This is a genomic window from Streptomyces sp. NPDC006544 (assembly GCF_040611715.1).
Classification (GTDB): Bacteria; Actinomycetota; Actinomycetes; order Streptomycetales; family Streptomycetaceae; genus Streptomyces.
The window spans coordinates 1-11,823 of the sequence record NZ_JBEXOV010000152.1 but is presented as its reverse complement, the minus strand read 5'-3'; the positions used below and the strand labels follow the sequence as shown (position 1 = coordinate 11,823).

Annotated in this window: 11 protein-coding genes; 6 read left to right on the top strand and 5 right to left on the bottom strand. The window is 73.1% G+C overall.

What is annotated here, in order from left to right; genetic code table 11:
* Positions 1 to 734: hypothetical protein (locus ABZY44_RS35680; RefSeq protein ID WP_356661341.1), on the bottom strand; the 734-nt coding region annotated here is incomplete at its 3' end.
* A gap of 4 nt (positions 735 to 738) precedes the next feature.
* Positions 739 to 1,407 carry a papain-like cysteine protease family protein gene (locus ABZY44_RS35675; protein WP_356661339.1) on the bottom strand — a complete coding sequence of 223 codons (669 nt, stop codon included), beginning with the start codon at positions 1,405 to 1,407 and terminating at the stop codon, positions 739 to 741.
* Between the two features lie 249 nt (positions 1,408 to 1,656).
* Between ABZY44_RS35675 and ABZY44_RS35670 the strand changes: the two genes are divergently transcribed.
* On the top strand, positions 1,657 to 2,643 hold the full coding sequence (locus ABZY44_RS35670) for a hypothetical protein (protein WP_356661337.1): 987 nt from the start codon (positions 1,657 to 1,659) through the stop codon (positions 2,641 to 2,643).
* Between the two features lie 169 nt (positions 2,644 to 2,812).
* On the opposite strand, the gene ABZY44_RS35665 is transcribed toward ABZY44_RS35670, so the two are convergent.
* Positions 2,813 to 3,244 (bottom strand): Rieske (2Fe-2S) protein, encoded by a 432-nt coding sequence (locus ABZY44_RS35665; RefSeq protein ID WP_356661335.1) that lies wholly within the window; start codon positions 3,242 to 3,244, stop codon positions 2,813 to 2,815.
* A gap of 74 nt (positions 3,245 to 3,318) precedes the next feature.
* On the opposite strand from ABZY44_RS35665, the gene ABZY44_RS35660 reads away from it, so the two are divergent.
* Positions 3,319 to 4,236: a carbohydrate kinase gene (locus ABZY44_RS35660; RefSeq protein WP_356661333.1), complete on the top strand. Its 918-nt coding sequence runs from the start codon at positions 3,319 to 3,321 to the stop codon at positions 4,234 to 4,236.
* On the opposite strand, the gene ABZY44_RS35655 is transcribed toward ABZY44_RS35660, so the two are convergent.
* Positions 4,226 to 4,831 carry a TetR/AcrR family transcriptional regulator gene (locus ABZY44_RS35655; RefSeq protein WP_356661331.1) on the bottom strand — a complete coding sequence of 202 codons (606 nt, stop codon included), beginning with the start codon at positions 4,829 to 4,831 and terminating at the stop codon, positions 4,226 to 4,228. The genes ABZY44_RS35660 and ABZY44_RS35655 overlap by 11 nt on opposite strands.
* Positions 4,832 to 4,898: 67 nt before the next feature.
* On the opposite strand from ABZY44_RS35655, the gene ABZY44_RS35650 reads away from it, so the two are divergent.
* The gene (locus ABZY44_RS35650; RefSeq protein WP_356661329.1) at positions 4,899 to 5,549 is read left to right on the top strand and encodes an NAD(P)H-binding protein; all 651 of its coding nucleotides are present in this window, start codon (positions 4,899 to 4,901) and stop codon (positions 5,547 to 5,549) included.
* A 76-nt stretch (positions 5,550 to 5,625) separates the two neighbouring features.
* On the opposite strand, the gene uvrA is transcribed toward ABZY44_RS35650, so the two are convergent.
* Positions 5,626 to 8,655, bottom strand: coding sequence for an excinuclease ABC subunit UvrA (gene uvrA / locus ABZY44_RS35645; RefSeq protein ID WP_356661327.1), 3,030 nt, complete (start codon positions 8,653 to 8,655; stop codon positions 5,626 to 5,628).
* 188 nt (positions 8,656 to 8,843) lie between these two features.
* On the opposite strand from uvrA, the gene ABZY44_RS35640 reads away from it, so the two are divergent.
* The 3 genes from ABZY44_RS35640 (at position 8,844) to ABZY44_RS35630 (ending at position 11,727) form a co-directional block, all read left to right on the top strand.
* On the top strand, positions 8,844 to 9,536 hold the full coding sequence (locus tag ABZY44_RS35640) for a maleylpyruvate isomerase family mycothiol-dependent enzyme (RefSeq protein ID WP_356661325.1): 693 nt from the start codon (positions 8,844 to 8,846) through the stop codon (positions 9,534 to 9,536).
* Between the two features lie 10 nt (positions 9,537 to 9,546).
* A complete protein-coding gene (locus ABZY44_RS35635; RefSeq protein ID WP_356661323.1) occupies positions 9,547 to 10,203 on the top strand; it encodes an MBL fold metallo-hydrolase in 657 nt (218 codons plus the stop codon).
* A gap of 207 nt (positions 10,204 to 10,410) precedes the next feature.
* Positions 10,411 to 11,727, top strand: a complete 1,317-nt coding sequence (locus tag ABZY44_RS35630) for an MFS transporter (RefSeq protein ID WP_356661343.1) — start codon at positions 10,411 to 10,413, stop codon at positions 11,725 to 11,727.
* Positions 11,728 to 11,823: the final 96 nt, after the last annotated feature.

Here is an 11,823-nt window from a genome sequence, read left to right as displayed (position 1 = left end):
ACCGCGGCGCCGGCGGCCGCCGTCACCGCGACGGAACCCGGTCCGGAGGCGGATCCGGACCCGGCGGCGGCTTCCGTGGGGGTGAAGCCGCCGGCCTTCCCGGACCGGGCGTAGGCGGATCCGGGCAGCTTGTCCCCGTACGCCTTCACGACGCGTGCCCGGTAGGCGGGGAGGCCGGTGCCCTGCTCGCCGACGGCCCGCACCGCGTCCTCGTCCAGGGGCAGCACCCTGCCGCCCCCGGCCACGTACCAGGCGTCGATCTGCGGCTCGCGGAAGACCGTCCCGCCCGGCAGTTTCGCCGCGCCGAGCTGCGCGTAGCGGAACTCGTCGTCACCGGTGGCCATGTTCACCACCTGCCAGCCCGCTTCGGTCTGCGCGGTCCACAGCACGGCCTGCTGTCCGTCCGAGGAGACGGCCCTGCTGGCGAGGAACTCCAGCCGGGCCACGCTCGCGTCCGCCTTCCCGGCGACGAACTCCGGCGACAGGTAGTTCACCGCGATCGCCCCGCCCTCGATGCGGGGCTGCGCGGCGGTGAGCGTGACCTTGCCCTCGCGGGCGAAGAAGCGGGACAGGGTGGCGAGCGTGTCGGGGGCCGTGGCCGCCCGTTCGGCGGCGGCCAGGGTCTCGGCGGTGGCGCTCCGGGGCTGCGGGACGGGAGCGGCGGTCGCCTGGGTGGGGGCCAGGGCGAGCGCGGCGGTCGCGGCGACCAGGGCCGCGGCGAGGCGAGGATTCATGAGGTCACGCCCCGATCCGGTAGAGCGAGTGGGTCCAGGAGAAGGTGCTGTTGTTCACGTACCAGGCGTGGGAGGCCCAGTTGTAGCGGTCGCTGGAGGGCCACGGGTCGCCCCAGTACACCCAGCTGTTCGCGGTGTCGTAGCCGTAGACGACGTGCATGTGGCCGCCGCCGTTGGACCACTGGATACGGGTCTCGACCGGGCGGTCGGCGTTGATCTCGCCCTGCACGGTGGAGTACTGGAGCCAGCCGTTCACGTAGGAGCCCGAGTTGATGCCGGCCCAGCGCAGCGCGGTCTGGACGTTGCCGAGGCTGGCCTGGTTGTTCGGGCAGTCGTAGCCCTGCTGGCGGTTGAAGGCGGCGTTGCAGAACTGGTTCTGGCTGTAGGTGCGGCCGAACCAGGTGGCGATGGTGTTGCCCGCGGCGGCCCAGCACCAGTTGGTCTTCTGCTGTGCCTGCATGGTGACGTTCAGCCGCTTGGCCGCCAGGGCGGCACTGCCTGCGCTGTCGGCGCTGTCGGAGCTGTCGGCGCTCGCGGGGAGGGTGACGGTCGTGGTGCCCGTACCGCTGCCGGCGGTGGGGGTGGCGGCAGCGGTGGCGGCACCGGTGGGCAGGGCGAGGAGCATGGCGGTGAGGAAGGCGGCCAGGGAAAGCCGCCGGTTTCGGTTGCGCATCGCGTTCCTCCCGAAGTGGGGAGTGGGGGTGGAGGAGCGCGTCCGGACGCTGTGGAGGAGCATCAGGGTGTTGTCGGGAACAGGTCAACAGGCTTCAATACGCCCTGACATCGACGTGTGAACGGTGGGGCCGGAGTGTGAACGTCCGCCCCCGCTGCACCGGGACCCACCTGGACCCACCCGGGCCCCGGACGTCACCCGCGGGACCGTCCGCACCTCGTCGCGTGAACGTTCACAGGAGGAGCCGTCATGCGGTCGAGCGCGGACAGCGCACCCCCGGCACTCCCGCCGCCCCCGGACGGCGGCCGCCCCGGCGCCCCGGAGCTGCCCGAGGTCCTGCGCGCCGGGCCCTTCCACCTCGCGCTCCGCGCGGCCCTCACGGCGCGCGGACTGCCCCTGCACCGGGTGCAGAACCGGCTGGCCGCCCGCGGCATCAAACTCGGCGTGACCAGTCTCAGCTACTGGCAGCAGGGCGCCCGCCGCCCGCGCCGCACCGAGTCCCTGAAGGCCGTACGGGCCCTGGAGCAGATCCTCGACCTGCCCGAAGGCTCACTGCTGCGGCTGCTGGCGGCGCCGGAGCCCGGCGCCGGGCCCGAGACCCCGCGGCCGCACGCGCGTTCGTACCGGGCCCTGGTGAGCGTGGGCTCGGCCGTGGAAGGGCTGCTGGCCGCCATGGAACTGCCCGCCGACGGCGGCGTGCACACCGTGGGACACCACGAGCGGGTCCGGATCGGGCCCGCCGGGGAACTGCTGGGCCGGGAGTCGCAGCACGTCGTACGGGCCCACCGCGACGGGGTCGACCGGTACGTCGCCGTCCACCACGGCGACCCGGGCTGCGATCCGGCCCGGGTACGGGTGCGGGCCGACGAGAACTGCCGGACCGGGCGGATCCGCCGCCATCCCGAGGCCGGGGTGGTCGTCGCCGAGCTGCTCTTCGACGCCCGGCTGCGCGCCGGGGACACGTACGTCTTCGGCTACGGCTTCGAGGACGGCACCGCCGGCCGCAGCACCGAGTACGTGCGCGGCTTCCGCTACACCGGCGGGCAGTACGTGCTCCAGGTCCGCTTCGACGAGGCCGCTCTGCCGGTGCGCTGGCGCCGCTTCACCCGCAGCGGGCCGCAGGCACCGCGCGGGCAGGTCTCGGACCTCTCCCCGAGCGGACCGCACCGGTCCGTGCACCTCGTGGAACAGGCGGTGCGGCGGGGGATCCTGGGGATCGGCTGGGACTGGGAGTGAGCCCGGGTCCTGCCGGCCGCGTACCCGGCCGCCGGGACGACGGGAAGCGAGCCCCTGTCCCGGGCCGGCCGGGGTCGGCCCGCCTGCCCCGCCGCGGGTCGGCGCGCATGCCGCGCCGCGGGCCGGTCCGCCTGCCGCGCCGCAGGTCGGCCGTGCGGGCGGCCGCGGGTCAGCCCGCGATGAGCTTCCCGCCCTCGGCCCTCACCGGGACCTCCGGCAGCGGGTCGGTGGCCGGGCCGCGCAGCACCTTGCCCGTGGTCACGTCGAAGCGGCTGCCGTGGCAGGGGCAGCTGCCCTCGCCCTCGACGATCTTGTCCAGGACGCAGCCCGCGTGCGTGCACGTGGCGCTGAAGGCCTTGTACTGCCCGGCTTCCGCGCAGCTGACCACGACCTTCCCCTCCCGGAACAGCTTCGCGCCGCCGACCGGCACGTCGGCCGCGGCGCCCAGCTCCACGGGCGCGGTGGGGACCGCGGGGGAGCCCGAGGCGCCGTTGCCCCCGGTGGAACAGGCCGCGAGCGTCACGCCGGCCCCGGTGGCCCCGACGAGCGCGGCGGCGCCCTTGAGCACGGTTCGGCGGGCGGCTGACTGCGACGCGGACATGCGGTTCTCCCCGGATTCAGGCTCGGCTGGGCCCGACCGACGATACCGGCGCCCGATGGGGTAGCTTCCCCCGCGTGATCGTCGTCGGTGGAGAAGCCCTGATCGACCTGGTGCCCGTCGCGGAGCCGCCGGGGGCGCTGCTGCCCCGGCCGGGCGGCGGGCCGTACAACACCGCGCTGGCCCTGGGCCGGCTCGGCGCGCGGGCCTCCTTCTGCTCCCGGGTCTCGAAGGACGGGTTCGGCGCCTCCTTGCTCGCCGGGCTGCGGGCGGCCGGCGTGGACCTGTCCCTGGTCCAGCGCGGGCCGGAGCCCACCACCCTGGCCGTGCCCTCGCTGGCCCCGGACGGCTCGGCTTCGTACGGGTTCTACGTCGAGGGCACGGCCGACCGGCTGTTCCGCCTGCCGCCCGCCCTCCCCCGGGGCGTACGGGCCCTCGCGCTCGGCACGTGCTCCCTGGTGCTGGAACCGGGGGCGAGCGCCTACGAGGCCCTGCTGCGGCGGGAGCACGGGCGCGGGGTGCTGACCTTCCTCGACCCCAACGTCCGCCCGGCACTGATCGCGGAGCCGACCGCCTACCGCAGGCGCTTCCTGTCCTGGCTCCCGTACGTCTCGGTCCTGAAGCTGTCGGAGGAGGACGCGGCCTGGCTGGGCGGCGGGGTCCGCGACTGGCTGGCCGCGGGAACCTCGGCGGTGGTGCTGACCCGCGGCGCCGCGGGAATGACGGTGTGGACGCGGGAGGGAGCGGAGCACTCGGTGGCCGCGTGCCGCGTCGCCGTGGCCGACACGATCGGCGCGGGCGACACCGTGAACGCCGCTCTGCTGCACCGGCTCGCGGACGGTGCGGAGGAGGGCTCCGGTCCGGCCGCTGCCGGGCTCGCGGGCGCCGGTCCGGTGGACTGGCCCGAGGTGCTGGCGTACGCCGCCCGCGCGGCCGCGCTGACCTGTGCGCGGGCGGGCGCGGAGCCCCCGTACGCCTCCGAGCTCAGCGGATAGCGGCCCAGACGGTCCGGGCCACGGCCGGGGCGAACTCCTCGACCGGCTGCACGGTGTCGGGGCCGGAGAAGTGCAGGAAGAAGGCCCGCTGGAAGCAGGCGCCGAGGAGCAGTGCGGCGGCGGCCCGCGGGTCGGCGTCCGGGCGCAGCCGGCCGCGTTCGAGCTCGCGGACCAGGTGACCCCTGAGGGCCTCCAGCACCACGTGCGGTCCGGCGCCGATCTGCCGCACGCCCTCGCGGTGGCGGGTGAGCAGGACGGGGTCGGCGAAGAGCGAGGCAGCCATGGGCATGGCGTCGGCGTAGAAGAGCGAGGCGTAGCGGGCTATCACCGCGAGCCGCTCCTCGACCGACTGCTCCCCCGGGTCGGTGGTGAGCGCGGCCATCATCGCTCCGGCGTTGGGCCGGCGGTCCATGAGCACGCGCACGAACAGCTCTTCCTTGTTGGTGAAGTGCTTGTAGAGCGCGGCCTCCGAGCAGCCGGCCTCGCGGGCGATCGCCTTGGTGGTGGCGTTGGCCAGGCCGCTGGTGCGCATCAGGGTCTCGGCGGCGTCCAGCAGGCGCTCGGGGGTGGGCCGGCTTGACTTGGAGGTGGGCATTCACTCACCCTAACGGAAGCAGAGGTGAGTAAACACTCACCCACCTGTCTCGATTCGGGAGCCACGGATGAAGATCACGGTGTTCGGAGCCACGGGCGGGGTCGGCCGCGAGGTGGTCCGGCAGGCACTCGAGGCGGACCACGAGGTCACGGCGGTCGTCCGCGATCCGGCGCGGCTGGACGTGCCGGCCCACGACCGGCTCCAGGTGGCGGTGGTGCGGGACCTGACGGACGAGGACGCGCTCGTCCCGGTGCTGGCGGGGCGGGACGCGGTGGTCTCGGCGCTGGGGGCGTCCAGCAACAAGCAGGCCCGGCTCACCCCGGTCGCGGGTCCGGCCCTGCGGGCCATCGTCTCGGCGATGGACCGGGCGGGGGTGACCCGCCTGTCGGCGGTCAGCGCGGCCCCGCTGGGGCCGGTGCCCCCGGAGGACGGGGTGATCGCGCGGGTGCTCGTCCTGCCCGTCCTGCGGCGGGTCCTCCGGGACGTGTACGCGGACCTGGCGGTCATGGAGGCGGCGATCGCCGGCAGCCGGGCGGGGTGGACGGTGGTCCGGCCGCCGAGGCTGCTGAACCGGCCGCGGACGGGCGCCTACCGCCGGGCGGTGGACGGGAACGTGCCGGGCGGGCGCTTCATCCCCCGCGCGGACGTGGCGGACGCCCTCCTGACCGCCCTTTCCGACCCGGCGGCCGCGGGCCACGCGATCGGCATCGCCACCTGACCAGGGCGTCCGGCCGACGCCGCGACCGGAAGGTTCCGTGGGCGAACCTTCCGGTCAGGGCGCCAGCCACCCCGGGCTACGCCTTGCGCGGGGTCCGCGCCGTCTTCTTCGCCGGAGCCGCCTTCGTGGCGACGGCCTTCTTCGCGACGGCCTTCTTCGCCACGGCCTTCGTGGCGACGGCCTTCGTGGCGGCGGCCTTCTTCGCCGCGGACACGGCCTTCTTCGCCGGCCGGGCCGAACCCGAGGCCACCGCGTCCGAGACCCGGTCCGCTCCGAGGATGTCCCGCAGGAACTTGCCGGTGTGGCTCGTGCTCACCGACGCGACCTGCTCCGGGGTGCCCTCCGCGACGACGAGACCGCCGCCGTAACCGCCCTCGGGGCCCATGTCCACGACCCAGTCCGCGGTCTTGACGACGTCGAGGTTGTGCTCGATGACGATCACCGAGTTCCCCTTGTCCACCAGCCCCGAAAGCACCTTGATCAGCTTCGAGATGTCCTCGAAGTGCAGACCCGTCGTCGGCTCGTCCAGGACGTACACCGTGCGCCCGGTCGACCGCTTCTGGAGCTCCGAAGCCAGCTTCACGCGCTGCGCCTCACCGCCCGAGAGCGTCGGCGCGGACTGCCCGAGCCGCACGTACCCGAGGCCGACCTCGTTCAGCGTGCGCAGGTGCCGGGCGATCGTCGGAACGGCCTCGAAGAACTCCGAGGCCTCCTCGATCGGCATGTTCAGGACCTCGGCGATGGACTTGCCCTTGTAGTGGACCTCCAGCGTCTCCCGGTTGTACCGGTCGCCGTGGCAGACCTCGCACGGGACGTACACGTCCGGCAGGAAGTTCATCTCGATCTTGATCGTGCCGTCGCCCGAGCAGTTCTCGCAGCGGCCGCCCTTGACGTTGAAGGAGAAGCGGCCCGGCAGGTAGCCGCGCACCTTCGCCTCCATCGTCTCCGCGAAGAGCCTGCGGACGTGGTCGAAGACGCCGGTGTACGTCGCCGGGTTGGACCGGGGGGTCCGTCCGATCGGCGACTGGTCGACGTGCACGACCTTGTCGACGAGGTCGTCGCCGTCCACCCGCGTGTGCCGCCCCGGAACCGACCGCGCGCCGTTGAGCTCGCGCGCCAGGTGCGTGTACAGGATGTCGTTGACCAGCGTGGACTTGCCCGAGCCCGAAACGCCCGTCACCGCCGTGAGCACGCCCAGCGGGAAGGACACGTCGATGTCCTGGAGGTTGTTCTCCTTGGCGCCGTGGACCGTGAGCTTGCGCGCCGGGTCCACGGGACGGCGTACGTCCGGGAGCGGGATGGACCGCTTGCCGGACAGGTACTGCCCGGTGATCGACTCGCCGTTCTTCAGCAGGTCCTTCAGCGAGCCGCTGTGCACGACCTTGCCGCCGTGCTCGCCGGCCCCCGGGCCGATGTCCACGACCCAGTCGGCGACCTTGATGGTGTCCTCGTCGTGCTCGACGACGATGAGCGTGTTGCCCATGTCCCGCAGCCGTACGAGCGTCTCGATGAGCCGGTGGTTGTCGCGCTGGTGCAGGCCGATGGAGGGCTCGTCCAGGACGTAGAGCACGCCCACGAGGCCGGAGCCGATCTGCGTGGCCAGCCGGATGCGCTGGGCCTCACCGCCCGACAGGGTCCCGGCGGCACGGTTGAGCGAGAGGTAGTCGAGGCCCACGTCGACGAGGAAGCGCAGCCGCTCGTTGACCTCCTTGAGGACCCGCTCGGCGATCTTCTTGTCGCGGGCGTCGAGCTTCAGCCGCCCGAGGAAGTCCGCGCACTCGCTGATCGACATCGCCGCGACCTCGGCGATGGAGCGGTCCATCACCGTCACGGCCAGCACGATCGGCTTGAGCCGGGTGCCCTGACAGGTGGGGCAGGGCACCTCGCGCATGTAGCCCTCGAAGCGCTCGCGGCTGGCGTCGCTCTCGGACTCCGAGTGCCGCCGCTTGACGAACGGGACCGCGCCCTCGAAGGCGGTGGTGTAGGCCCGCTCGCGCCCGTAGCGGTTGCGGTAGCGGACCTCGATCTGCGTCTTGTGGCCGTACAGCAGGGCCTTCTTCGCCCGCAGCGGCAGTCCGGCCCACGCGATGTCGGTGCGGAAGCCCAGCTCCGCGGCGAGCGCGCCGATCAGCCGCTGGAAGTAGTCCTTGGTGTGACCGAGCGACCACGGCGAGACCGCGCCCTCGTCCAGGGACTTGTCCTCGTCCGGGACGATCAGCTCCGGGTCCACCTCCATGCGCGTACCGATGCCGGTGCACTCGGGGCAGGCGCCGAAGGGCGAGTTGAAGGAGAAGGAGCGCGGCTCCAGCTCCTCGAAGGACAGGTCGTCGTACGGGCAGTAGAGGTGCTCGGAGTACATCCGCTCGCGCTCGGGGTCGTCCTCGGCGAGGTCGACGAAGTCCAGGATCACCATGCCGCCCGACAGCCCGAGGGCCGTCTCGACGGAGTCGGTCAGCCGGCGCTTGGCGCCGTCCTTGACGGTGAGGCGGTCGATGACCACCTCGATGGTGTGCTTCTCCTGCTTCTTCAGCGTGGGCGGCTCGGAGAGCTGGATCGTCTCCCCGTCCACCCGCGCCCGGCTGTAGCCCTTGGTCTGGAGGTCGGAGAAGAGGTCGACGAACTCGCCCTTGCGCTCGCGCACCAGCGGCGACAGCACCTGGAAGCGGCTGCCCTCGGGCAGCGCGAGCACCTTGTCGACGATCGCCTGCGGCGACTGCCGCGAGATCGGCCGGCGGCACTCGGGGCAGTGGGGTTTGCCGATGCGCGCGAAGAGCAGGCGGAGGTAGTCGTAGACCTCGGTGATGGTGCCCACGGTGGAGCGCGGGTTGCGCGAGGTGGACTTCTGGTCGATGGAGACGGCCGGGGAGAGGCCCTCGATGAAGTCGACGTCGGGCTTGTCCATCTGCCCGAGGAACTGGCGGGCGTACGACGAGAGCGACTCGACGTAGCGGCGCTGGCCTTCGGCGAAGATCGTGTCGAAGGCCAGGGAGGACTTGCCCGAACCGGAGAGTCCGGTGAAGACGATGAGGGAGTCGCGGGGCAGGTCGAGCGAGACGTTCTTGAGGTTGTGCTCGCGAGCGCCACGAACGATGAGACGGTCGGTCACGCCGGTCCGCACCTTTCTTGAGAGAGCGGGGGGCACGGGCCCCCGTCCCAGGGTATTGGGGGGCGCCTCTGCCGTGGACTTGGAGACTGGACTCCGAGCGTATAGCACGTGCATTCGATTTTAGGCACTCCGCCGACCGCTTCACCCGATCGTGTGGCGGACCCCCGTGAACCACTAGGCTCGGCCGCATGATTGATCATGTGCACGACCTGCGATCTGTACGTGAAGCCACCGACCGGCTGCTGACCGCGGCCGCGAAGCTGGACAACGCCGCCCTGGCCGAAGAGTCACATCTCCCCGGCTGGACACGGGGCCACATCCTGGCCCACCTCGCCCGCAACGCCGACGCCCTGGTCAACGTCTTCGAGGGCCGCCCGATGTACGAGAGCGGCGACGCCCGCGACGCCGACATCGCGCGCGACTTCGGCCGGCCCCTGGTGGAACAGCTGGAGGACGTCCGGAATTCCGCGGCCCGCTGGGAGGCCGTGGCCGGGCGCCCGCAGGACTGGACGCGCGTCGTGGAGCTGCGCAACGGCGTCACCGACGTCGCCGCCCGCGTCCCCTTCCGGCGCCTGATCGAGGTCGAGCTGCACCACGTCGACCTGAACATCGGCTACGAGCTCGCGGACCTCTCCGAGGACTTCACCGAGCGGGAGATCGCCTTTCTCGCCGACCGCTGGTCGGGCCGTCCGGAGGTACCGCCGGTGACACTGCGGACCACACCCGGGAAGTTCTGGCACACCGGCGGCACGGAGGGCACCCCGGTGGTCCTCGAAGGCCCCGCGGACGAGCTGCTCGGCTGGCTGGCCGGACGCGGTTCCCGGGGCGCCCACCTCGCCGTGCTGGCGGGCGACGCCCTGCCCGGCCTCCCCCCGCTCTAGGATTGCCTGCATGACGTACAGCGGAGCGGTCAAGGTCGGCGGTCCGGCCGACGTGCACGAACTCTCGGACCTGATGATTTCCAAGGTCGCGGTGGGAGGCATGAACAACAACGCCTACCTGCTGCGCTGCCGGGCCACCGACGAGCAGCTGCTGATCGACGCGGCCGCCGAGCCGGAGACCCTGCTCAGCCTGATCGGCGACGGCGGCATCGCCTCGGTGGTCACCACCCACCAGCACGGCGACCACTGGGGCGCGCTCCAGGCCGTGGTCGCGGCCACCGGCGCGCGGACCTACGCGGGCGCCCACGACGCGGAGGGCATCCCGGTCCCGACCGACGTACTCGTCGCGGACGGGGACACGATCACGGTCGGACGGGTCACGCTGACCGCCCGCCACCTGGTCGGCCACACCCCGGGCTCGATCGCCCTGGTCTACGACGACCCGCACGGCCACCCGCACGTGTTCACGGGCGACTGCCTCTTCCCGGGCGGCGTCGGCAACACGCACGGCGACGCGGAGGCCTTCGGGCAGCTCCTCGACGACGTGGAGCACAAGCTCTTCGCGGTGCTGCCGGACGAGACCTGGGTCTACCCGGGCCACGGCGACGACACCACGCTCGGCGCGGAGCGCCCGCACCTGGCCGAGTGGCGCGAGCGCGGCTGGTAGCGGGGCCCTCGACGGCCCGCGCGGGGGCTTTCGTCAACCTCGCGCCGGGCCGCACTCCCTTCCGGTCGATGATCGCCGAACGCCTGTCCTGACGGTGCGGGGCGGGGTAGTTGCTGCACCATGCGACAAGACCCCTCCCCCACCGCGGGCCCGGCCCGCACCCCGGCCCCTGTCCCCGTACGGGCCGGCGCCCCCGCACGGCCCTCGATGCTCCGGCTCGCCTCGGCCTCCCTCGCCGGCACCGCCATCGAGTTCTACGACTTCTTCGTCTACGGCACCGCCGCCGCCCTGGTGCTCGGCCCGCTGTTCTTCCCTTCCTTCTCCCCGCTCGCCGGGTCCCTCGCCGCCTTCGGCACCTTCGGCATCGGCTTCCTGGCCCGCCCCCTCGGCTCCGTCCTCTTCGGCCACATCGGCGACCGCCACGGCCGCCGCCCGGTGCTGCTGGGCTCCCTGCTCCTGACCGGTGTGGCCACGGTGGCGGTGGGCTGCGTGCCCTCGTACGCCTCCATCGGCGCGGCCGCACCCGTCCTGCTGGTCCTGCTGCGCTTCCTGCAGGGCCTCGGCCTGGGCGGCGAGTGGGGCGGCGCGGTACTGCTGACCGCCGAGCACGCCCCGGAGGAACGGCGCGGACTGTGGTCGAGCTTCCCGCAGATGGGTCCGGCGGCCGGGTTCCTGCTGGCCAACGGCCTGATGCTGGCCCTGTCGAGCACGCTGGGCGACGGGCAGTTCGCCGCCTGGGGCTGGCGGGTGCCGTTCTGGGCCGCGGGGCTCCTGGCGCTGGCCGGGCTCTGGCTGCGCCGCTCGGTGGAGGAGACCCCGCAGTTCCGCGCCCTGGCCGAGACCGGCCGTCGGGCCGACGCCCCGCTGACCGAGGTCGTACGGGGCCACTGGCGGCTGCTCCTGCTGACCGGCGGGGCGTTGGCCACCGGGTACGCGGTCTTCTACGCGGCCACCACCTGGTCCCTCGCGTACGCCACCGAGCACCTCGGGGTGCACCGCTCGGTGATGCTGGCCTGTGTCATGGCCGCCGTCGCGGTCAAGGGCCTGGCGACCCCGGCGGTCGCGGTGCTCGGCGACCGCTACGGCCGGCGCCCTCTGTGCCTGGCGGGCTGCGCCGCGTCCGCGCTGTGGATGTTCCCGTTCGTGGCCCTGCTGCGCACGGCGGAGCCGCTGCTGATGACGCTGGGCCTGCTCGGCGCCCTGCTCGGCATGGTCACGATGTTCGCGGTGGTGGGCGCGTACCTGCCCGAGCTCTACGCCCCGCGGATCCGCTGCACGGGCGCCGCGGTCGGCTACAACCTCGGCGGGGTGCTCGGCGGCGCCCTGACCCCGATCGTGGCGACGGCCCTGGCGGACGGCTCCGGCCCGCCGTGGGCCGTGGCGGTGTACCTGACGGCGATCGCCCTGGTCTCACTGGCCTGCTTCGCCCTCCTGCCGGAGACGAACCCGGTGGTCGTGCGGCAGCGGAAGGCTCCGGGGGCGGACGCGGAGGCGGGGGCGGCCGGAGCGACCGCCCCCGCTTAGCCCCAATGCTGGTGATTTAGGTCGGGTGCTGCCGGGCGATGCTGATGGTGGCTGGTGCGGGTGGCGGCCAGTTGTGGTGTTCGGCTCGTTTGCGGG